Raw genomic sequence first — 23,161 nt, forward strand, 5'->3', positions numbered from 1 at the left:
CAATTGATTATAATTTTATGTAAAAGAGCCTTTTAATAATTAAATAATATTAATTACTTGAAAAAAAACAATATTTAATATTTTTACAAAAAAAAATCAAAAAAAAATTATAAAATCATTTTGATAAATGACAGTTTTGTAATATGATCCTACCCAATAAGAGGTTTTGTAAAAAAATCCACAATCTTTAAATAAATTTAAGTATAGAAAAACAATAAATTTGAACTGTAAGTGTACAAGGTTTAATTATAACTATGCTTATTTAGAATAAAAATAACTTGTTACTTTGTAGCAATGTTGCCGGTGAAATATAAGGAATAATTAAGATGAGAAACAATCTTAATTTAAAAGTTATCTCTGCACTAATTGTTATAGCTCTAGGTTGTCAAACAACATGGGCTACGGGTAGTAACACTTCTAGCCCAGTAACTGCTGTTGATAGCAATAAGATAATTGAGTTAAAAGATGGTACTAAAGTTCGTGAAATGGTGAATAACCAACAACGCAGCTTATATCAAATTGCTTTACTAAGTAGTATATCTATTGCTGAATTAAGAGCAATGAACGCTGGTCGTTATGACAAGAAAGATGTGGTTGAGATTGGCGAACGATTGGTTCTTCCTGAAAATTCGCCATTATTACCAGCAATAAAGAAAGTGGATCCTGATAGCCAAAATAAATATGCTAATCTGCCTAAATTAGGATCCGATGACACATATGATCCTAAAGTGGATAGAAGTGCTTTAGCCAGCCAAGTTGCATCAACAATTCAAACTTTAGCAAGTCAAGATTGGAAACAGATAACCTCTCCAGATAATGGTGGTTTGTCAGGTCATATAAAGAGTAAAGCTAAAGATTATGCTGAGGATTATGTCCGCGGTGGTGTTAGAAACCAAGTTGTTGATCCAATCAAAAGTGCAGCACAAGACTTTTTAGGTCGTTTTGGTACTGCGCAATTGCAATTCGATTTAAGCGATAAAGGTACGTTTAATAACGTCAATCTTAAATTGTTTAGCCCTTGGTTGGATACAGAAGATACGTTGATATTTACTCAACTTTCGTTTCAAGAATATGAACATAATCGGCGTATTGGTAACTTTGGTATAGGTCAACGTTGGGATGTAGCAGATAAAAAGTGGTTATTGGGTTATAACGTATTTTTCGACCATGATTTTCAACGATCTCATAACCGTTTAGGGGTAGGTGCTGAAGCTTGGACCGATTACATGAAGTTTGCTGTTAACTATTATCATCCATTATCAGATTGGAAAGAATCTAAAGACTTTGATGATTATTTAGAACGTGCAGCTAGAGGATTTGATATCCGTTTCCAAGGCTATTTACCTCAATATCCACATCTTGGTGGTTCTTTAATGTATGAACAATACTATGGTGATAAAGTCGCATTGTTTGGAAAAGATAATTTGCAAAAAGACCCAAGAGCAATCACGGCTAGTATTGATTATACGCCAGTTCCGCTTTTTACGATCAAAGCTGAACATAAGCGTGGACAAGATAATAAAAAGGCAACTAAAGCTGAATTGACGATGAACTATCGTATTGGTACACCTTTAAAAGATCAGTTGGATCCTGATATGGTTCAGGCTGCTCGTTCAGTTAAAGGTAGCCGTTATGATCTTGTCGATCGTAATAACTATATTGTACTTGAATATAAAGATAAAAAAATGAGCGTCGATCTAGGACTTGAAGCACTTCAGTTACTTGAAGGTGAGTCTTACGGCGTTACTATTGGTGTACATAATGCTAAAGGTTTAAATAGCCTTTCATGGTCTGGTGACATGATGGAAATTGATGCTGGAGGCGGCTTTCTATGCTCTACTGTTGGAATATGTACAGCTTCTAGTTGGATGACGCCTCCTGCTGATACAAATAATTGGAAGATTGTCGCGCCGAATTATGTTGATGCAAACGGTCAGCGTCACCCAATCAGTACTAATGGTAAATATACTTTATCTGTTACAGTGACTGATGGTAAAGGTAAATCGGCGACATCTAACTCTGTTACTTTCGAAGTTTTGCCTAATCCTTCAATGCGCAAAATTGGAGTTTGGGCTGTAGATAAAGGTGGGAATAAAACTGCTTTAGCAATGAATCCAGCAGATGGGCAAAGTGCAATAACCGTATTAGCAACGTTAGTTAAACCAAAGGTTATTAATGGTTCAATTACCTCTGCACAAGATGTAATAGGTTTTAGTGATGATGATTTAATGAATCGTATTCCAGAAACTTTTGATGCAGTATTAAAAGGCTGGACAGCGACTAGTAATGGTAAAAAAATTAGTTTAATTAATGGTGTTTCTGGTAATGTTAACTCTTGTCCGACACAAGAACCTTGTATTATTGTTAAAGGGTTTGAAAAAGTAAAAATGGGACAAAAAGCTTCTTCCAAGTCAGCAACAGCAGCAGGTACAGAGGTCATAGGTGATAGTTATCTTTTAGATGTTGCTTCTAACATTGAAGGTGTTGTTGAGTTTTCTATCACAATTGATCAGTTTGGGACATCGTTCAATAAAGCGATCGTAGATTTCTCTGGCGGTAAAGCAGGAATAGTAAAAGTTTATCGTAGTGATGGTGTATTAGTAGCAAGAAGCGAAGGTCATCTTCTTCAATTTGATCCAAGCGGTCCAAATGAGTGGAAAGTTGATTCTGAATATTATGTAAAAGCTTATCCTATGGGTTACGAAGATGAAGCGCATGAAATTAAAAATCCATTTATAATTTGGTCATTAGTGGGTTCAAATGAGCTTGCATGTCCTGGTAGTAAGGCAACAAGTGCATTACCAGATTTTGTGAAGAACCCTAATGGACCTTGGTTTAATGTCGCTATGGGTGTTGATGCTCATTACACATTAAGAAGTTTAAGAACACAAAGTTATGCGTCTTCTGGAATGAGTATTGAAAAGAGTGAAGGAGCGCCGACTTATTTGAATTTAGCAACACTTAATGCATCGCCATTAGCTTGTGCTGGGGATCAAGGGTTTAAATTGCAAGTCGTTGTTAATTAATAATAGATTTTAGGTTGTCGAAGTTAATCGGCAGCCTATTACTGGGAACACCAACCAAAGTGGTGTATTTATATAAATACAACATGTTAATTTAGAAATAAAATAGGAAGTTAAACATGAAAAATTTAACGTTAAAAAAAGTCGCATTCGGCTTATTATTAGCTGGTTATGCTTCAAGTAGTGCATTTGCTGCTGTACTAACAGCAGAGACATCAGCGCCAATTCACGGTAATGCGCCAATACTTTCAAAGACAAGTGCGGATGTAGATCATACTGTGTCCTTAACAATTACAACTGATGCCGCAGGTCTAACACCAATTGCAGATACAGATCAGGTTAAAGTTGGTCAGTATTTTAAAATTTCATATAATTTGAAAGATAAAGATGGTGATGTTGATAATAAAAACATTGAAAAAACAGTTACTTTTTTCGTCAGACAAAAAGATGCTACTGGTAATTTTGGTGATTGGAAAAAAATCAATACACTTGAAGGTTTAACATCAACAGCAACAAAAAATGTAAATGGTGTGTCTGAAGGTACAATTATATTCAAGATCAATAGTGAATTTAGTGGTGCTGATGAAATTGGTTTCACCTTACAAGAACAGACAGAATTTGGTTTACCAAATACGAATAAATGGTTGAACGTATCTGATATCTGGTCAAAAGTGCCACCTGAAGTTGATAATAATCAGCCAACAAAACCTTCAGAGGAAAAACATGGTCCTGGTGATACCCCTCCTAGTAAAGGTCCTATTATCGATGATGGCTATAGAGTTGGTATTTTCAAATATGGTACTGACGGTAGTTTAGATTTAACTGTTAACTATACAGTTAAACCTGCGACAGGCGATGCACCAACACCTAAATATGGCGAAAAATATGGTGCTGTAGTATGGGACGACGCAAACAAAAACAATATTCCTGATGCAGGTGAGTTAGTGAAAACATCTTCGTATACATACACTTGGACGCTATCTAATGATCCAGCAGCAACAGCTGATTATCAGGATGCTGTAACTACTGAAGCTTTAACCGGAACCACTACTACAACAGGTACGAATGATACAATCTATTTAGGTAGTGAAGACGGTGCCAAGAATAATAATGAGCTTTATAACACTAAATACAAAGCTGGTGCGCAAGGTTACTTGTTGAAAGTTGCAACAGACAGATAATATTATTCGTATTGAATTAATATAGTTCTGTTTTTTAACAGATTAAAAACCACTCTTATGAGTGGTTTTTTTATTAGTTTTTTGTAAGTTACTATCTTTATAGCATGCTATTTCTATTATAGAATAAATATCACAATCACTTATTTGATAATATTATGATCATTCCTTGGCAAGAACTAGATTCAAATACGCTGAATAATTTAATTGAATATTTTGTGTTACGTGAAGGTACGGATTACGGTTTGCAAGAAATATCACTTATAGAAAAAGTAGATAATGTTAAATCTCAATTGATTGCGGGAAAAGCAGCAATTTTTTGGTCTGAACTGCACCAAACGATCGACATCAAGCTTGTTAAATAATCACTAAATTCCTTATAGCTTAGTATATAATTTATCGCTCAACTTTGTTATAGTGTGTAAATTGGAAATTGGATTGAGAGGAAGGAATAATGATTGGTAAACAGCACACGGATACAACATTAGAATGGTTTTTATCGCATTGTCATATTCATAAGTATCCCGCTAAAAGCACTCTCATTCATCAAGGCGAAAAAGCAGAAACTCTCTATTACATTGTAAAAGGCTCTGTTGCGGTATTAATTAAAGATGATGAAGGCAATGAGATGATTTTATCTTATTTGAATCAAAATCAATTTTTGGGCGAATTAGGCTTGTTTGAAGAAGGTACAGAACGAAGCGCTTGGGTTAAAGCTAAAACAAGTTGTGAAGTGGCCGAAATTTCTTACAAAAAATTTAAGCAACTTGTTCAAGTCAATCCTGATATTTTAATGCGACTTGCAAGTCAAATGGCAAGCCGTTTACAAGTAACATCAGAAAAAGTGAGTAATTTAGCCTTTCTAGATGTTGCTGGTCGCATTGCGCAAACGCTATTAAATCTAGCCAAACAACCCGATGCAATGACTCATCCCGATGGTATGCAAATCAAAATTACCCGTCAAGAAATAGGTCAAATTGTTGGCTGTTCGCGTGAAACTGTTGGTCGAATTTTAAAAATGCTAGAAGACCAACATTTAATTTCAGCACATGGTAAAACCATTGTGGTTTATGGAACCCGTTAATTGATGATGGCTATATTTGATCAAAACATTTATAAAAAGCTATATATGGATTGGCATGTCTCATGATTCAACAAAGATCTATTCCCAATCATGTAGCAATTATTATGGACGGTAATGGTCGTTGGGCCCAACAACGAGAGCAGTTACGCGCAGTTGGGCATAGGGCTGGTTTAAAAGCTGTTCGTAAAATTGTCAGTTATGCATCAACCTTAGGTGTTAGAGCTTTGACTTTATATGCATTTAGTAGTGAAAATTGGAAGCGTCCTCAAAATGAAGTTTCAGCATTACTTTCACTTTTTATTTACGCGTTAAATCGTGAAATGAAAAGTCTGCATAATAATAATGTGAAGTTAAATATTATTGGTGATATTTCGCAATTTAATGAACGATTGCAAACTATGATCATTAAAGCGGAACAACTAACAAAAGACAATTCTGGGTTAGTATTGAATATTGCAGCTAATTATGGTGGGCGATGGGATATTATTCAATCAACGAAAAAAATGGTTAAACATGTTTTAGATGGAAAAATCACTTTAGATGATATTACCGAAACATACTTTGCTTCACAAATAAGTATGAACGAATTACCCGATGTCGATCTCGTTATTCGCACTGGCGGTGAGTATCGAATTAGTAATTTTTTGTTATGGCAAATAGCATATTCAGAATTTTATTTTACTGATGTTTTATGGCCGGATTTTGATCAAGCTTTATTTGATAAAGCAATTGATGTTTTTAATACCCGAGAACGACGTTTTGGTGGTATTCAAGCAGAGGAACATTCATGTTAATTCAACGATTATTGGCTGCAATTGCGCTCATTCCACTTGTGTTAATTATACTTTTTTTTGCTCCATTATCCGTTTTTGTTGTTATTATGATGATAATTGGTGGTATCGCTGCATGGGAGTGGGCTCAATTCTTACATATTACTAACCAACAAAATAAATTGTTATTTGCTCTTCTAATTGTAGTGATATTGGCTGTACTTTATTTTATTCCAATTCCAATTGAATTAAAAATAACACTCTATAGCGTAATATTATCATTATCCATTATTTGGTGGTTAATTGCACTGATTTTAGTTATGACTTATCCCAAAACTGCACATTATTGGTTCAATTCAATTACATTAAAATTACTGTTTGCTTTTTTTACATTAGTGCCTTTTTTCCTTGGTATGGTGGGGTTAAGGTCTGTCAATTATAGTTCAAATTGTTATACAGGAGCGACTTTGTTGTTATATGTATTTGTTCTTGTATGGGCTACCGATACAGGCGCATATTTTGCTGGACGAAGTTTTGGAAAAAGAAAATTGGCACCAAAAGTTTCACCCGGTAAAACAGTAGAAGGATTTATTGGTGGAGTAAGTCTGGCAGTGGTTATTAGTGTTCTTGCTTATTTTTCGAATCTTATTAATATTAAATTTAATGTATTTTTTATTAGTTCATTATTGGCAATTTTGGTTTCAGTATTAGGTGATCTCACTGAAAGTATGTTTAAACGAGAAGCAGGTATAAAAGATAGTGGCAATCTGATACCTGGTCATGGTGGTCTTTTAGATCGAATAGATAGTTTAACAGCTGCGGTGCCTATTTTTACTGTATTATCTTTGCATTTACTATAAAAAGGTTATAGATTTTGCTTTGGTCACTGTTGTTATTTATCATTACTATCAGTATATTAGTGACTATACATGAATTCGGCCACTTTTTTGTAGCTCGTTTATGTGGAGTTCGTGTTGAATGTTTTTCCATTGGATTTGGAAAAAAAATATGGTCGCATAAATTTTCAAGTGGAACTGAATTGGTTATTGCTATGATTCCTCTTGGTGGTTATGTTAGAATGCTAGATGGAAGATCGAAAGAATTAGCAACCATTGATAAAAGCTCGGCTTTTGATAATAAAAAACTATGGCAAAGAGCTGCAATCGTATTTGCAGGTCCTATAGCTAATTTTGTTCTAGCGGCAGTAATTTATTGGGGTATTTTTTTACTTGGTGTGACAGTTTATCCTGTCAAAATTAAAGAAACGATACCCAATACGCCAGCATCGACAATAAATCTACCGGTCGATGCAGAGTTGAAAAAAGTAAATGATATTCAGATAGACAGTTGGAATGATGTAAATCTAGCTCTGATGTCGGTTATGGGGCAACATAATGTGTCTTTAACTTACTTAGTATCAACCAAAAATAGTACAGACGAAATTAGAAAAACTGTCGATATTAGCCATTGGCGATTTGATGTAGAGAAAGAATCAGCAATTACAACATTTGGTTTTATTCCTAAAGCGTTGGAAATTTATCCAATTGTGAGTAAAATTGTGCCAGAATCTGCAGCAGAAAAAGCAGGATTACAAATTGGTGATAAAATTATCAGTTATAATAATAAACTTTATACTAATTGGGATGATTTTTCAGCTGAGATAAAAAAAGCAAATAAACTAACATTGAAGGTCGAACGGAAGAATCATGATGTTGAACTGCTTCTTACACCGACCATTCAAAAAAATGGAGAAGGTGTAGCGGGTTTATATCCTTCTTCAAACGCGGTAGTTAAGCAGTATGGTTTTTTTGAAGGATTAGGTAAAGGCATTGAGCAAACAGTATTAACAACAAAATTAACTGTAGGTTCACTTTATCAGCTAGTGACAGGTGTTATTGGGCTTAAGCATTTATCTGGACCAATAACGATAGCAAAAAGCGCAGGGCAAACAGCAAGTTATGGTTTCACACCTTACTTATACTTTCTTGCTTTTATCAGTGTAAGTTTGGGGGTTATCAATCTTGTTCCATTACCAATGCTAGATGGCGGTCACCTTGTCTTACTATTATGTGAAAAGATTAAGGGAAAAGCTTTATCTAATATAACTCAGGAACGATTATTTCGTATAGGGTTTTTATTATTAATGGTAATAATGGGAATTGCACTATTTAATGATGTTTTACGATTGTGATGGGATGAGGTTATAAACATTTACAATGAAAATAAATAAATTACTTATAGCATCTTTGCTGTTTAGTACCACAGCGGTATACAGTTCTAACGCATTTTGTGTTGATGATTTTGTGGTAAAGGATATTAAATTCGAAGGATTACAACGGGTTACTCCGGGAGCGGCATTGCTTGAAATGCCTGTTCAAGTTGGTGATTATGTGAATGAGGCCGATCTAGGGCGTATCATCAAATCACTTTATGCGAGTGGCAATTTTGAAAACATTAGTGTTTCTCGTGATGGTGATCGATTAATTGTTCATGTTCAAGAACGGCCAACTATTGCAAGTATTACTTTTTCTGGTAATAAATCAGTCAAAGATGACATGTTAAAAAAGAATTTAGATAGTTCTGGAATTCGAGAAGGTGAAGCGTTGGATCGTACAATGCTTTCAGGAATAGAAAAAGGGCTAGAAGATTTTTATTATAGTGTCGGTAAATATAACGCAAAAATCAAAGCTGTTGTTACACCATTATCTCGAAATCGTGTTGATCTGAAATTAGTTATTGCAGAAGGAAAATCCGCATTAATCGATCAAATCAATATTGTCGGTGCGAAAGCTTTTTCTTCTGAAGAGCTTATTGCCCGTTTTTCTTTGCGAGATGAAGTTCCTTGGTGGAATATGCTTGGTGATCGTAAATATCAAAAACAAAAATTAGCTAACGATCTAGATGAATTACAAAGTTTTTACCTCAATCGTGGATATGCTCGATTTAATATTGAATCAACTCAAGTAAGTTTAACGCCAGATAAAAAAGGCATTTACGTCACCATTAATATTCATGAAGGTGAGCAGTACAAACTATCAGGCCTTGATTTTAAAGGCAATTTCGCTGGTCATAAAGATGCTATTGCTAAAATAGCAAAAGAAAACGTAACAATTGGTGAGCTGTATAACGGCAAAAAAATTACCGATGTTGAAGATAATATTAAACGTTTACTTGCTAATTTTGGTTATGCCTATCCTCGAGTGGCTATCCAACCAGAGATGGATGATGCCAACCATCAGGTCAAATTAACTGTCATGGTTGATGTAGGCCAACGTTATTATGTTCGTAATATTAAAATCGTTGGTAACACTGTTACTAGTGAGAGTGTTGTTCGTCGTGAACTTCGTCAAATGGAAGGGGCTTGGTTAAGTAACGGTTTAGTGGAACTAGGTAAAGATCGATTAAATCGACTTGGCTTTTTTGATACAGTCGAAGCAAACACTGAACGCGTTCCGGGCGTTGATGATCAAGTTGATATCATTTATAAAGTGAGTGAACGCAATACGGGTAGTATTAAATTTGGTGTTGGTATTGGCTCAGATAGTGGAATAAGTTTCAATGCTGGTATTTCACAAGATAACTGGTTAGGTACAGGTAACAGTGTATCGTTTGATGTGAATACTACAGATACTGACAAAACTGCATCTATCTCAATTGTTGACCCGTATTTTACGGTGGATGGTGTCAGTTTAGGTGGAAGTATTTATTATAATACTTATAAAGCTGATGATGATAAAGATGAATCAGAATATTCGAGTAAAACATGGGGGGCCTCAGCTAATTTAGGTTTTCCAATTAGTGAGAATAATTTTGTTCGTTTTGGTACCGAATACGCAAATCATAAACTATCAGATATGAAAGCCCAATATGGTATGTGGCGATATTTTGATAAAATGGGCGAAAAAACAAAAGATAAACACTCTATATCGTTTGATACCAATGACTTATTATTAAATGCATATTGGACTTATAATTCGTTAGATCGTGGTTTCTTCCCGACTGATGGTTTAAAAATAACCTCTAATGCTAAAATTTCTGCGCCAGTATTTGATAACCGTTTTTACAAGCTAGTTACTGATGCATCGTATTATTTACCATTTGATTCTGAACATCATTGGGTCTTTTTAACTCGTGGCCGTTTAGGTTATGGTAATGGTCTTGGCGGTAAAGAATTACCATTTTATGAGAACTTCTATGCTGGTGGTTCAACAGTACTTCGTGGTTTTAAATCAAATACTGTTGGTCCTAAGGCTGTATATTTTAATAACAGTAAAGGCTGTAGCGGTTTAGATGATACAAGTACATGTACAAGGTCTAAAGATGCGGTTGGTGGTAATGCTATTGCTTTTGCTAGTACTGAATTAATAGTGCCAACACCATTCATTGGTGAAAAATATGTAGATAATGTTCGTACCTCTGTATTTTTTGATGCTGGTACAGTATGGGATACTGAATGGGACTTTAAAGGACATAATATTCCGGATTATAGCTCTCCATCTGATATAAGAATGTCAGCAGGTTTAGCTGTGCAATGGATGTCCCCTTTAGGACCATTAGTCTTTTCTTATGCACAGCCGTTTAAAAAATATAATGGAGACTCGGCTCAACAGTTCCAGTTTAATATAGGATCGACATGGTAATGCCATGTCAAAATTAATAAATAGACATAGGTGATAAAAGTGAAAAAAATTATTTCAGTTCTAGGTATAAGTGCTGCATTATTGTTTACAGGTATGGCAAATGCAGAAGTGAAAATTGGTGTGGTTGATGTTATGTCAGTTTTACAAAAAATGCCACAACGAGAAACAGTAGGTAAAGCATTAGATAAGGAATTTGAAGCAAGAGCTAAATCTCTGCAAGACGAAGAAAAGAAAGCAGGAGATGCTGCTGCTCGTCTCAAAAAAGATGGTCTGACTTTATCTGCTTCTGAAAAAACTAAATTAAACAAAACAATTTCTGATTTTGAAAACAAAGCTAAAGCATTTTCAGCTGATTATCGTAAACGTGAAACAGAAGAAGCCGGCAAATTATTAACTAAAATTCAAGAAGCGGTTAAAGACATTGTTACTACTGAAAAGTACGATATCATTTTAAAAGCTGAAGCGACATTATCAGCATCAGATGCTGTAGATATCACAAATAAAGTATTGGAAAAGGTTAGTAAATAATGTCAGCTTTTTGTTTAAAACAACTAGCTCAACAGCTTGATGCGAAGTTACATGGTGATGGTGAATTATCCATCACCGGTATTGCTTCAATGCAAAGTGCAAAATCAGGACAAATTACTTTTTTGTCTGATAAAAAATTGCAAAGTAACTTATTAGAATGTAAAGCTTCTGCTGTTGTGATGACAGAGGATAGTCTTGAATATTGGAAGGGTGCTGCTCTAATTGTCAAAAATCCCTATCTCGCTTATGCAAAATTAGCTCAGTTACTTGACAGTACACCTGTACCCGCTGAAGGTATAGCAACGACTGCTGTAATAGATCCAACAGCAAAATTAGGTACTAATATTTCGATTGGTGCAAATGCTGTTATCGAAAGTGGTGTTGTACTTGGTGATAATTGCATTATTGGTCCTGGTTGTTTTATAGGAAAAAATACGACGATTGGCTCAGGGACGAAATTATGGGCTAATATCTCTGTATATCATAATTGTATAATTGGTGATAATTGTTTAATTCAATCCGGTACCGTCATTGGTGCAGATGGATTTGGATACGCTAATGATCGCGGTAAATGGATTAAAATCCCACAATTAGGTCGGGTTATCATTGGTAACAATGTAGAAATTGGTGCTTCAACAACAATTGATCGTGGCGCACTCGATGATACAGTAATTGGTGATGGCGTGATTATCGATAACCAATGCCAAATTGCGCATAATGATGTAATCGGTGATCATACTGCGGTCGCTGGTGGCGTTATTATGGCGGGAAGTTTAACTATTGGTCGTCACTGTATGATTGGTGGAGCGAGCGTCATTAACGGGCATATGGAAATATGTGATCAAGTTACCGTAACAGGAATGGGAATGGTTATGCGCCCTATTAAAGAGCCTGGCGTTTACTCATCAGGGATCCCATTACAAGAAAATAAAGTATGGCGAAAAACCGCTTCATTGGTATTACATATTGATGAAATGAATAAACGTTTGAAAGCGCTTGAGAAGAAACTATTAAATGTCTCGACGTAGGCGATTACGGTCGGTATAATGCTTGCCTATTTTATCAATTTTTTTAGCTCAATTATTAAGTTAAACTAATTTTGAGCAGATATTATTTAATAATTTTGAGGTATGAAGATGCAAGTTTCGGTAGAAACAACACAAGGTTTAGGTCGACGTTTATCAATTACAATTAAAGCAGAAGACATTAAAAAAGCGGTTGATAAAGAACTCATTAATACTGCAAAAAAAGTACGTATTGATGGCTTTCGTAAAGGAAAAGTACCTTTAAAAATTGTTGAGCAGCGTTATGGGGCTTCTATTTTACAAGATGCATTAAGTGATTTAATGCAACGAAATTTTGTTGATGCAATTATTCAAGAAAAAATCAATCCAGCTGGCGCACCAACTTATTCTCCTACTCAGTTTAAAGAAGGACAAGATTATACTTATACGGTTGAATTTGAAGTTTATCCGGATGTTAAAATTAAAGATTTAGATAAAATTGAAGTTGAAAAACCTGTCGCTGAAGTAAATGATGCTGATATTGATACAATGATCGAGACTTTACGTAAACAACAAGGCACTTGGAAAGAGGTAGATCAATCTGCACAAGAACAAAATCGTGTTACTTTAGATTTTGTTGGTCAAGTTGATGGTAGTGAATTTGAAGGTGGAAAAGCGGATAATTTTACTCTAGTTTTAGGTCAAGGTCGTATGATTCCTGGCTTTGAAGATGCAATTGTTGGTCATAAAGCTGGTGATAAATTTGATATTAACGTCACTTTCCCTCAAGACTATCATGCTGAAAACTTAAAAGGTAAACCGGCTGTTTTTGCTGCGACCTTAAACAAAGTTGAAGAGCTAGAACTACCTGAATTAAATAAAGACGTTATCAAACGATTTGGTATTGCTGATGGTACTGTTGAAAGTTTACGTGCAGAAGTGCGTAAAAATATGTTACGTGAGCTTAATGCAACTATTCGTAACAAAATAAAAGCTCAAGTCATTGATGGTTTAGTTAAAAATAATGAAATTGATGTTCCTAATGCCTTAATTGAGCGCGAAATTGATGTATTACGCCAACAAGCAGTCTCTCGCTTTGGTGGTAATGTGAAACAAGCAATGGAATTACCTAAAGAACTTTTTGAAGCAGAAGCGAAACGTCGTGTATCGGTGGGATTACTATTTGGTGAAATCATTGAAAGTAATAAACTTAAAGCTGATGAAACACGAGTGAAATCATTAATTGATGAAATTGCAACAGCTTATGAAGATCCAAAAGAAGTCATAGAATATTATCATAAAGATAAAAAAGCTATGGATAACCTTCGTTCTGTAGCATTAGAAGATCAAGTTGTTGATTTATTATTAGCTAGCGCTAAAGTAACAGATAAAAATTACTCATTTTCTGAATTAATGAATCAACAAGTAGCTTAATTTTTTTTATTATCTGTTTCATTTAATCAAAAAGATCACTTTAGAGCCCAAATAAGGATTGTCTGTTTGGGCTATTTTGTTTAATTAGGAGATGAAAATGCCTTTAGAACCATATATGAGCGTTATTCCAATGGTTGTTGAACAAAGCTCGCGAGGAGAAAGAGCTTACGACATATACTCACGATTATTGAAAGAACGCGTTATATTTTTAACTGGTCAAGTTGAAGATAATATGGCGAATTTAATTATTGCTCAGATGTTATTTCTAGAAGCTGAAAATCCCGAAAAAGATATTTATTTATATATTAATTCACCTGGCGGTGTCGTTACAGCAGGCATGGCTATTTACGATACAATGCAATTTATCAAACCAGATGTAAGCACTATTTGTTTGGGACAAGCATGTTCAATGGGGTCACTACTACTGACTGCTGGCACTAAAGGTAAACGTTACTGCTTACCTAATGCTCGGGTTATGATTCATCAACCATTAGGTGGTTTTCAAGGACAAGCTTCTGATATTCAAATTCATGCTCAGGAAATTTTACAGGTAAAAAGTCGGTTGAATAGTATTTTAGCCAAGCATACCGGTCAAGATATCAGCGTGATAGAAAAAGATACCGATCGTGATAACTTTATGTCTGCCGAAAAAGCAGTTGAATATGGATTAGTTGATGCCATATACAGTAAACGATCATAATAAATAAATTAGGTGGTAAAAGTGAATAAAGAAAGTTCTGAAAAATTACTCTATTGTACTTTTTGTGGGAAAAGTGAACATGAAGTTCGTAAATTAATTGCTGGTCCATCATCTATTTATATTTGTAACGAATGCATAGGATTATGTAATGATATCTTAAAAGAAGAAACTAAAAGCTTCCTTTCTCATGAAGAGTTTATTAGCAAACCTTTACCAACTCCACATGAAATTCGAAAACATCTTGATGAATATGTGATTGGTCAAGATCGAGCGAAAAAGGTTTTATCCGTTGCTGTTTATAATCACTATAAGCGCTTACGTAATCATGCTAGTCGTAATGATGTTGAATTAGGTAAAAGTAATATTCTATTAATCGGGCCAACTGGTAGTGGTAAAACATTATTAGCTGAAACGTTAGCGCGTTTTTTAGATGTTCCTTTCGCTATGGCTGATGCAACAACGCTAACTGAAGCTGGTTATGTCGGTGAAGATGTTGAAAATATCATTCAAAAGTTATTACAAAATTGTGACTATGATGTTGAAAAAGCTCAACGAGGAATTATTTATGTTGATGAAATCGATAAGATTTCTCGAAAATCTGATAATCCATCTATCACTCGAGATGTATCTGGTGAAGGCGTTCAACAAGCACTTTTAAAAATTATTGAAGGAACTATTGCTTCGGTTCCACCTAAAGGTGGGCGTAAACATCCGCAGCAGGAATTTTTACAAGTTGATACTTCTAAAATTTTATTCATTTGTGGTGGCGCATTTAGTGGTTTAGATAAAGTTATCGAAAATCGAGTTTCTACTAACACCGGCATAGGTTTTGGCGCTGATGTTAAAAGTACTAAAAATAAAGCAACAGAATCCGAATTATTGGCGCAAATCGAATCGGAAGATTTAGTCAAATTTGGTTTGATTCCAGAATTTATTGGACGATTACCAGTGATTGGCACATTGTCTGAACTGGATAAAGAGGCTTTAATTAGTATATTGACTGAACCGAAAAATGCATTAACAAAACAGTTTGAAACACTTTTTGATTTAGATGGTGTTGAACTTGAATTTACTCCAGAGGCATTAGCTGCTATTGCAACTAAAGCTTTAAAACGAAAAACTGGAGCACGAGGCTTGCGTTCAATTGTTGAAAATATTTTGTTAGATACTATGTATGACTTACCATCAAACAAAAATATTAAAAAAGTGATAGTTGAAAAAGAAACAGTTGAACAGTCTCAAACGCCAAGTTTAGTATACCGAGATAATGTTGAGCTTTCAGCATAATTTTAGATATGCTTGTTAGTTTTTGACTCACAAGCATTAGTTCAAATAGTTTAGGTATAATTACGTATAGATCGTATAGATATTGTCAAGATGTTTCAGGAATAGTATGTATTTAAATCATAAATAATAGACTTGAATATCTAAAAACGACCCCAATATCAATATAATAGGTTTTGTACTATTAGAGAGAATAAAATGAAAACAAAACAAACTAACCAAATGATTATGCCTATTTTACCATTACGTGATGTCGTTGTTTTTCCACATATGGTAATCCCTCTCTTTGTTGGTCGTAATAAATCAATACGTTGTCTTGAAAGTGCAATGGAAATGGACAAACAAGTTTTTCTTGTAACCCAAAAAAATCCTTCACAAGATGATCCTGAGATTGATGATTTATATGAAATTGGTACTGTAGCAAATATTTTGCAATTACTTCAACTGCCTGATGGCACTGTAAAAGTGTTAGTTGAAGGCGTCGAAAGAGCAAAAATTGTTGATATTGTTGAACAAAAAGAAGATGATTTTTTCGTTGCTAGTATTCAACCATTGCATGAAAAAAATAAAGATAGTGATTTGAATGAAGCTTTAATGCGGGTAGTACTTTCTAATTTTGATGATTATGCAAAACTGAATAAAAAAGTCACACAAGAAGTTGTTGATTCAATTCGATTAATCAAAGAGCCTTCTCAACTTGCTGATTCAATTGCAGCTACGCTATTTTTGAAAGTTGAACAAAAACAAGAGTTACTTGTTACCGCTAATTTAGAAAAGCGTTTTGAATTGCTTATCTCATTGATGGAAGCGGAAATTGATTTATTGCAAGTTGAAAAAAATATCCGCCAGCGCGTTAAACAACAAATGGAAAAAGCGCAAAAAGAGTATTATCTTAACGAACAAATCAAAGCAATTCATAAGGAATTAGGTGATATCGATAATAAACCTGATGAATATGAAGAACTAAAAGAAAAAATTACTAAGGCAAAGATGCCTCAAGAAGCGACTGAAAAAGCATTAGCGGAGCTTAATAAACTCAAAATGATGCCAGCAATGTCTGCTGAGGCAACAGTGGTCCGTGGTTATATTGATTGGATGATACAAATTCCATGGCATAAACGTTCGAAAGTCAAAAAAGATATTGAAGCTGCACAGAAAGTTTTGGATAAAGATCATTATGGTTTAGAGCGAGTTAAAGACCGTATTTTAGAGTACTTAGCCGTACAAGGACGGGTTAATAAAGTCAAAGGTCCAATTTTATGTTTAGTTGGTCCTCCAGGGGTAGGTAAAACATCGTTAGGCCAATCTATTGCTAAAGCAACAGGTCGTCAATATGTACGTATGGCTCTTGGTGGTGTTCGTGACGAAGCCGAGATTCGTGGTCATAGACGTACTTATATTGGTTCTATGCCAGGTAAATTGATTCAACGTATGGTTAAAGTCGGTGTCAAAAATCCGTTATTTTTACTTGATGAAATTGATAAAATGGCATCAGATATGCGGGGCGATCCTGCTTCAGCTTTATTAGAAGTGCTTGATCCAGAACAAAATAACGCATTTAGTGATCACTACTTAGAAGTTGATTATGACTTATCGGATGTGATGTTTGTTGCTACGGCGAATTCAATGAATATTCCTGCTCCTTTATTAGATAGGATGGAAGTCATTCGTCTATCAGGTTATACCGAAGATGAAAAATTGAATATTGCAAAGCAGCATTTAATTTCGAAACAGATTGAAAATAATGGATTAAAATCAAAAGAAATAGAGATTGATGATTCAGCGATTATCGGCATTATTCGTTATTATACTCGAGAGGCTGGTGTACGTAGTTTAGAACGAGAAATTGCAAAAATTTGCCGTAAAGTGGTTAAGCAACTAGCTTTAAACAGTAAGTTGAAAAAAGTAACTATTACTCAAGATAACCTTAAAGATTTCTTAGGTATTCAACGGTTTGATTACGGTAAAACTGACAATGAAAATCGCGTAGGGCAAGTTATTGGCCTCGCATGGACAGAAGTTGGTGGTGATTTATTGACAATTGAATCGGTAAGTGTCCCTGGTAAAGGAAAACTAACATATACAGGCTCGTTAGGCGATGTTATGCAAGAGTCTATACAAACGGCATTGACGGTTGTACGTTCTCGAGCAGAAAAATTAGGTATTAATAGCGATTTTTACGAAAAACGCGATATACATGTACATGTTCCTGATGGTGCGACACCAAAGGATGGACCAAGTGCTGGTATTGCCATGTGTACATCATTAATTTCGACACTAACGGGTAACCCTGTCCGGTCAGATGTTGCCATGACAGGTGAAATAACTTTACGTGGTGAAGTGTTACCTATTGGTGGACTAAAAGAGAAATTACTGGCAGCACATCGCGGTGGCATTAAAACAGTAATTATACCAAAGGATAATGTTAAAGATTTAGAGGAAATACCTGATAATGTAAAATCAGAAGTTGATATTAGACCTGTTCAATGGATTGATGACGTGATCACCATTGCATTACAAAATAATCCATTTGGTATTGAACCACTGAAAAAAAACATTAAATTAAAACCCTCTTCAAAAAAGGCTACAAAAGTAGTGAAAACTAAAATTCCTACACATGCCCGATTGAATTAATCATCCTTAAAATTAAAAAGATCAACTGATGTTGATCTTTTTTTTTATCTCGGATAATTCCGATAATAGCCAATTTAACTAAATATGCTATACTTGCCAAATTAAAACTTAAGGTGTATGGAGAAAAGCAAGAAATGATGGATACAATCCGTAAAGCGGCAAATAATATTGTCGTTAAGATTATTTTTGCAATCATTATTTTATCTTTTATATTTACAGGGATTGGTTTTTTTGGGTTTGGTGGTAGTAACAAAGCTAACGATGCTACACTATATATTGCAAAAGTTGATGGAGAAGGTATTAGTCGAGCTGAATTTGAAGCACGCGCAAAAGAAGTTACCTCAACGTCAATGGGTGATCCTGCATTTATTAAACAACTTCGTCGGAACGTATTTTATTCTGAAATTACCAACTATTTAGCCTATAAATTTTCTCAACAACTTGGTGCAAATATAAGTAATGACCAAGTAAAAGAGTTTATAAGACAGCAAAGAGTATTTTTTGACAATGGTAAATTTAGTAATGAAAAATATTTAGACCTCTTAGCTGCCAATGGTTACACACCAGATACTTATGGTGAAGGTATAAGATCATCTTTACAACAACAACAAGTCATAGACGCTCTAATCAATTCGAGTTTTGTTTTACCTGTGGACTCAGAAATTTCTAAATTGAAGGAGCAAACTCGAACCATTTATACAGCAGAGATTAATCCCAATATTGTTAATCTCGATGATGTGAAAATTACGTTAGAGGATGAGCAAAAATATTATGACGAACACCAAAGTGAATTTTATAAAAAAGAGAGAGTGAAATTTAATTATATTTTAAATGAAGAATATCAATATAATAAAAAAATTCATGTCAGTGGTGATGAGGTAAAACAAGAATTTAATAACAATATTAAAGATTATACTTTTCCTGCAAAAAAATCTTATAGTGTAATTTATATCAAAGATAAACATGAGGCTGATGATATTGTTAATGAATTAGCATCAGGTAGCAATTTTGAAAGTATTGCTAAAACTGTTAATCAAGATAATGCATCTCCATATGGTAAAAATGGTTCATTAGGTTGGTTTGTTGATGATGATTCTTTACCACAGGCATTTAAAGATGCACACTTGGATACAATAGGGCAAATATCTAATCCTATTGCTGTTGATGAAGGATATCTTATTGTCAAATTAGATGATATTCAACCCGCTAAAGCAATGGATTTTGATTATGCTAAGTCTATTATCGAATCAAAACTTAAGAATTCGAAAATAAAAAATGCATTTGAAACTGTAGAACAGAAAATCCAAGCTGCAGTTAACAAAAATCCTAATTCATTAGAATTGATTGCTAAAGAATCTGATTTACCAATATTTAATTCTGATTGGGCTTATTTTAATGATGTATCAACTATTTTACGTTATCCTGAAGTTAGAGATGTTGCTTTTAGTGATGAAATGATAGTTGATGGTAAAGTAACAGGTAAAGTGTCTGAAATGATAACCGTCGGACAAGGTTTAGATTTGTCTGATTTTGTCATTCAGGTGGTTGATTATCGACCAGAAGGTATTGCACCTTTTGATGAAGTTAAAGATGAAATTAATAAAAAATTACATCAAGATATTGCTAACAGTCGTTTTCAAGCTACTGTTAATAGCACAATGGAACAATTAAATAATAAAGGTAGTTCGGCAAATGTGCAATTTTCCAAAAATTATACCCTACATCGTAATGACAATGATCTCGATGCGCGTGTTATAAATATGGTGTTTGATCTGGTACCTTCAACAACATCTAAACGCGTGTATGGCGTAGAATATTTGAATGATAAAAGCGCAACAGTTGTTGTGTTAACGGGTGTTAATACCCCTAGCGAATCGAAAGATATATCATCAGAATTATTACCATTATTCATGAATAATACCTATTATTATTTAGCTGAAGATATCCGTTCTAAAGCTAAAATCGAAATAATGCCGGATGCAAATTTGTGATGTAGTTCGTAAAATTACAGAAAATTTGTTTAATTTAGAAAAGTCACTTAGGTGACTTTTCTCATTTTTTAAATGATTAACGCCATATAGTTTTATTCAATGACATAGTAATAAAGCATATTAATTGCATAACTATATTTAAGAGGTTAATCAAATGAAACTATTTTCCCTAATCTGTCTTTTATTATCGAGTCTAGCGTTTTCTAATGTAAGTTTAGCTGATAAGTTACCTAATGAAGTAGCTAAACAAGATCAGCAACAAATCACTCAAGTCAATATCAATACCGCTTCGGCAGAGGAACTCACAAAAGTATTAACAGGAATAGGTGCAAGTAAAGCTAAAAAAATCGTTGAGTATCGTGAAAAATTTGGGCCTTTTGTTTCAGTAGAACAATTAAAAGAGGTATCAGGTATTGGTCAAACAACATTGGATAAAAATGCTGGTAAAATAGCATTATAACGTAATTAGGCAGTCGACTGAGAACCTCGTCGGCTGTTTATCTAGATGGCTTCGATTAATTATCTATAGGATCAACATCTATGCTCCACCTAACTTTGCTTGATTCATTCCATTTTTCTATTGTTATAATTAATTGATCTAAAATAGTTTGAAGCTTTTGTCGATTAGTATGTTGTACTAATAACTGCCAACGGTTGTACCCCGCTTTTTTGGCTTGATTTGCTGGCATTGGACCAAGTAACCATAAAGCAGGATCGTCACAATGCATTTTTAACCACTCATCTATACGTTGTAAAAATGCTGGTGCATATTGATTATTACGATCTGCTGCACGAATTAATGTCTGGTAACTAAATGGCGGTAATAAGGTTTTTTGACGCTCTAGCAACGTCTGTTTGGCAAACTCTTGATATCCTTGATGAAGCAAAATATTTAATAAAGGATGATCTGGATGATAGGTTTGTAAAATGACTTCACCTGCTTTGGCCTCACGTCCTGCTCTACCAGATACTTGCGTATAGATTTGTGCAAATCGCTCTGTTGCGCGAAAATCACTTGAAAACAATGCACCATCAACATCAACAATACCAACTAAAGTAACATTCGGAAAGTGATGGCCTTTAGCTAAAATTTGGGTACCAACTAAAATGTGAGCACCACCTTGCTCAATAGTTTGTAAATATGTATCGAGTGCACCTTTTTTAGATACAGTATCACGATCAATTCGGCTAATTTTTATTTCTGGAAATAATATTGCTAATTGTTTTTCAAGTTGTTCGGTACCAAATCCAACGGGTACTAAGTGCGTTGAACCACATTTAGGGCATTGTTTAGGTAGCCCTCTTGGGGTATCGCAATAATGGCAACTGAGTTTATTTTGCTGTTGGTGAAAGGTATACGGTCTATCACAACGTGGGCACTCAGCAATCCAACCACAATCATGGCATATCAATAAAGGTGAAAAACCTCGTCGATTTAAGAATAACATGACTTGATTGTTATTGTTTAGATGTTTTTTTATTTGTTCAATAAGGGGCTGAGATAATCCAGCCGATAAGACTAATCCTCTTATATCTAAGATAGATTGTTTTGCTAGTTGTGCATTTCCTGCTCGTTTAGTTAACTGTAATAATTGATAACGGTGATTTTGGACATTATTCAAGGTTTCAAGTGACGGTGTTGCAGAACCTAATAATATAGGGATATTATCGAATTTGGCACGAATAATGGCTAAATCCCTTGCATTATAACGCCATCCTTCTTGTTGTTTATAAGAGCTATCATGTTCTTCATCAATAATAATTATGCCCAAGTCTTTAAACGGTGTAAAAACTGAAGAGCGAGTACCAACGACAATGGCATTTTCACCATTCTTACTCCTTAACCAAACATTCAACCGTTGCTTATCGGTTAATCCTGAATGTAAAATATCAATCGGTGCGTTAAAGCGTTGTTCAAAACGTCTAATTGTTTGTGGCGTTAAACTAATTTCGGGTACTAATACTAAAGCCTGCTTGCCTTTTGCTAAAATGCCAGTAAGGACATTTAAATAAACTTCCGTTTTACCTGATCCAGTGATCCCTTCTAACAAAAATACTGAAAAATGATCATTTTGTTGATTGATGGTATTAATAGCTTGGATTTGTTCGTTATTTAATACAATAGTATTGCGATTAGTTGAAAAACTAGATTGCCATGGAATGTTATTTGGTTGTTGACTGATTTGGGTAATCAATTGTTTTTTTTGTAACTGATGATATACAGTTAAGCTTAAATCTGAATCATGCAACTGATTATTTCTAAATAAAGATAATAACAATTTTTGTTTTGGTGCTCTTGATAATGTATTTAAATCAATATGTTGACCTAATTGCGTCAGTTGCCATTGTTTAATTTCATCTTGGCAAGCTTTGCGACCTTGGCGTAACAAAATAGGCATAGCGTGAAACAAAACTTCGCCAATGGGATAATGATAGTAATTAGCTGCCCAATTTAATAATTTCCAAATTGAATTTGTGAACAACGGTTGCTCGTCAATTATTGAGACAATTGATTTTAAGTGTTCAATTTCAATGTCGGTTTGCTGATCTATTTTAACAATAATACCTATAGCAAAACGTTTACCAAAAGGGACTGTTACCCGCATACCCACTTGAGCAGGTGAAGTTAAGCAATAGTCATAAAGTTGGTAAAGCGGTACCGGTAAGGCTACATGAGCGATCAGCATTAAGTGTCACAAGTAAAATTAATCAAGGTCAATATTGTACTGAGTTTTTATATAACTCGCAAAAGCTAGCTGACATCATTTGTTTTTTATGGATTTTATCTAATAAGTTTGCGATTAAACTTTAAAATTTAAATGGTAACCCATTGATCGAAATATGGTATCGTTTTATAAAATTTGTTATCTTGGCAGATTAGAATTAGTGAT

Annotated in this window: 17 protein-coding genes; 16 read left to right on the forward strand and 1 reads right to left on the reverse strand. The window is 34.4% G+C overall.

What is annotated here, in order from left to right:
* Positions 1–326: 326 nt before the first annotated feature.
* From J3U66_RS00380 to J3U66_RS00455, 16 genes are all read left to right on the forward strand, one after another.
* Positions 327–3,026 (forward strand): inverse autotransporter beta domain-containing protein, encoded by a 2,700-nt coding sequence (locus J3U66_RS00380; protein WP_267347539.1) that lies wholly within the window; start codon positions 327–329, stop codon positions 3,024–3,026.
* Between the two features lie 116 nt (positions 3,027–3,142).
* On the forward strand, positions 3,143–4,204 hold the full coding sequence (locus tag J3U66_RS00385) for a hypothetical protein (RefSeq protein WP_267343988.1): 1,062 nt from the start codon (positions 3,143–3,145) through the stop codon (positions 4,202–4,204).
* A gap of 155 nt (positions 4,205–4,359) precedes the next feature.
* The gene (locus J3U66_RS00390) at positions 4,360–4,566 is read left to right on the forward strand and encodes a YheU family protein (RefSeq protein WP_065634209.1); all 207 of its coding nucleotides are present in this window, start codon (positions 4,360–4,362) and stop codon (positions 4,564–4,566) included.
* Between the two features lie 89 nt (positions 4,567–4,655).
* Positions 4,656–5,285 carry a cAMP-activated global transcriptional regulator CRP gene (gene crp / locus J3U66_RS00395; protein ID WP_416379580.1) on the forward strand — a complete coding sequence of 210 codons (630 nt, stop codon included), beginning with the start codon at positions 4,656–4,658 and terminating at the stop codon, positions 5,283–5,285.
* 62 nt (positions 5,286–5,347) lie between these two features.
* Entirely contained in the window at positions 5,348–6,079 is a 732-nt protein-coding gene (locus tag J3U66_RS00400; RefSeq protein ID WP_267333620.1) for an isoprenyl transferase, read from the forward strand.
* Complete coding sequence (locus J3U66_RS00405) at positions 6,073–6,915, forward strand: phosphatidate cytidylyltransferase (RefSeq protein WP_267343987.1); 843 nt, start codon at positions 6,073–6,075, stop codon at positions 6,913–6,915. Before J3U66_RS00400 ends, J3U66_RS00405 begins: the two co-directional genes overlap by 7 nt.
* Before the next feature lie 14 nt (positions 6,916–6,929).
* Positions 6,930–8,246: an RIP metalloprotease RseP gene (rseP, locus tag J3U66_RS00410; RefSeq protein ID WP_323849531.1), complete on the forward strand. Its 1,317-nt coding sequence runs from the start codon at positions 6,930–6,932 to the stop codon at positions 8,244–8,246.
* Positions 8,247–8,271: 25 nt separating this feature from the next.
* On the forward strand, positions 8,272–10,695 hold the full coding sequence (bamA, locus tag J3U66_RS00415) for an outer membrane protein assembly factor BamA (RefSeq protein ID WP_267333618.1): 2,424 nt from the start codon (positions 8,272–8,274) through the stop codon (positions 10,693–10,695).
* A 39-nt stretch (positions 10,696–10,734) separates the two neighbouring features.
* Positions 10,735–11,223: an OmpH family outer membrane protein gene (locus J3U66_RS00420; protein ID WP_267333617.1), complete on the forward strand. Its 489-nt coding sequence runs from the start codon at positions 10,735–10,737 to the stop codon at positions 11,221–11,223.
* The gene (gene lpxD, locus J3U66_RS00425; RefSeq protein WP_267333616.1) at positions 11,223–12,251 is read left to right on the forward strand and encodes a UDP-3-O-(3-hydroxymyristoyl)glucosamine N-acyltransferase; all 1,029 of its coding nucleotides are present in this window, start codon (positions 11,223–11,225) and stop codon (positions 12,249–12,251) included. The genes J3U66_RS00420 and lpxD overlap by 1 nt, the downstream gene beginning before the upstream one ends.
* A gap of 108 nt (positions 12,252–12,359) precedes the next feature.
* Entirely contained in the window at positions 12,360–13,661 is a 1,302-nt protein-coding gene (gene tig / locus J3U66_RS00430; RefSeq protein WP_267333615.1) for a trigger factor, read from the forward strand.
* 97 nt (positions 13,662–13,758) lie between these two features.
* Positions 13,759–14,361: an ATP-dependent Clp endopeptidase proteolytic subunit ClpP gene (clpP, locus tag J3U66_RS00435; protein WP_304364024.1), complete on the forward strand. Its 603-nt coding sequence runs from the start codon at positions 13,759–13,761 to the stop codon at positions 14,359–14,361.
* Positions 14,362–14,382: 21 nt separating this feature from the next.
* Positions 14,383–15,648, forward strand: a complete 1,266-nt coding sequence (clpX, locus tag J3U66_RS00440) for an ATP-dependent protease ATP-binding subunit ClpX (RefSeq protein ID WP_267333614.1) — start codon at positions 14,383–14,385, stop codon at positions 15,646–15,648.
* A 195-nt stretch (positions 15,649–15,843) separates the two neighbouring features.
* Positions 15,844–18,279, forward strand: coding sequence for an endopeptidase La (gene lon / locus J3U66_RS00445; RefSeq protein ID WP_267333613.1), 2,436 nt, complete (start codon positions 15,844–15,846; stop codon positions 18,277–18,279).
* A 134-nt stretch (positions 18,280–18,413) separates the two neighbouring features.
* On the forward strand, positions 18,414–20,270 hold the full coding sequence (locus J3U66_RS00450) for a SurA N-terminal domain-containing protein (protein ID WP_267347541.1): 1,857 nt from the start codon (positions 18,414–18,416) through the stop codon (positions 20,268–20,270).
* Positions 20,271–20,424: 154 nt separating this feature from the next.
* On the forward strand, positions 20,425–20,730 hold the full coding sequence (locus J3U66_RS00455) for a ComEA family DNA-binding protein (RefSeq protein WP_267347542.1): 306 nt from the start codon (positions 20,425–20,427) through the stop codon (positions 20,728–20,730).
* Positions 20,731–20,785: 55 nt separating this feature from the next.
* Here the strand turns inward: J3U66_RS00455 and priA are convergent, their stop codons facing one another.
* Complete coding sequence (gene priA, locus J3U66_RS00460) at positions 20,786–22,957, reverse strand: primosomal protein N' (protein ID WP_267347544.1); 2,172 nt, start codon at positions 22,955–22,957, stop codon at positions 20,786–20,788.
* Positions 22,958–23,161 lie beyond the last annotated feature (204 nt).

The organism is Gilliamella sp. B2969, assembly GCF_026536195.1.
Classification (GTDB): domain Bacteria; phylum Pseudomonadota; class Gammaproteobacteria; order Enterobacterales; family Orbaceae; genus Gilliamella.

Bases quoted from the DNA above. Each gene is read 5' to 3' on its own strand.
- bamA (WP_267333618.1), top strand. From the start codon at position 8,272: ATGAAAATAAATAAATTACTTATAGCATCTTTGCTGTTTAGTACCACA.
- lpxD (WP_267333616.1), top strand. From the start codon at position 11,223: ATGTCAGCTTTTTGTTTAAAACAACTAGCTCAACAGCTTGATGCGAAG.
- clpP (WP_304364024.1), top strand. From the start codon at position 13,759: ATGCCTTTAGAACCATATATGAGCGTTATTCCAATGGTTGTTGAACAA.
- J3U66_RS00400 (WP_267333620.1), top strand. From the start codon at position 5,348: ATGATTCAACAAAGATCTATTCCCAATCATGTAGCAATTATTATGGAC.
- J3U66_RS00455 (WP_267347542.1), top strand. From the start codon at position 20,425: ATGAAACTATTTTCCCTAATCTGTCTTTTATTATCGAGTCTAGCGTTT.
- J3U66_RS00390 (WP_065634209.1), top strand. From the start codon at position 4,360: ATGATCATTCCTTGGCAAGAACTAGATTCAAATACGCTGAATAATTTA.
- tig (WP_267333615.1), top strand. From the start codon at position 12,360: ATGCAAGTTTCGGTAGAAACAACACAAGGTTTAGGTCGACGTTTATCA.
- crp (WP_416379580.1), top strand. From the start codon at position 4,656: ATGATTGGTAAACAGCACACGGATACAACATTAGAATGGTTTTTATCG.
- J3U66_RS00450 (WP_267347541.1), top strand. From the start codon at position 18,414: ATGATGGATACAATCCGTAAAGCGGCAAATAATATTGTCGTTAAGATT.
- priA (WP_267347544.1), bottom strand. From the start codon at position 22,957: ATGCTGATCGCTCATGTAGCCTTACCGGTACCGCTTTACCAACTTTAT.
- lon (WP_267333613.1), top strand. From the start codon at position 15,844: ATGAAAACAAAACAAACTAACCAAATGATTATGCCTATTTTACCATTA.
- J3U66_RS00380 (WP_267347539.1), top strand. From the start codon at position 327: ATGAGAAACAATCTTAATTTAAAAGTTATCTCTGCACTAATTGTTATA.
- J3U66_RS00405 (WP_267343987.1), top strand. From the start codon at position 6,073: ATGTTAATTCAACGATTATTGGCTGCAATTGCGCTCATTCCACTTGTG.
- J3U66_RS00385 (WP_267343988.1), top strand. From the start codon at position 3,143: ATGAAAAATTTAACGTTAAAAAAAGTCGCATTCGGCTTATTATTAGCT.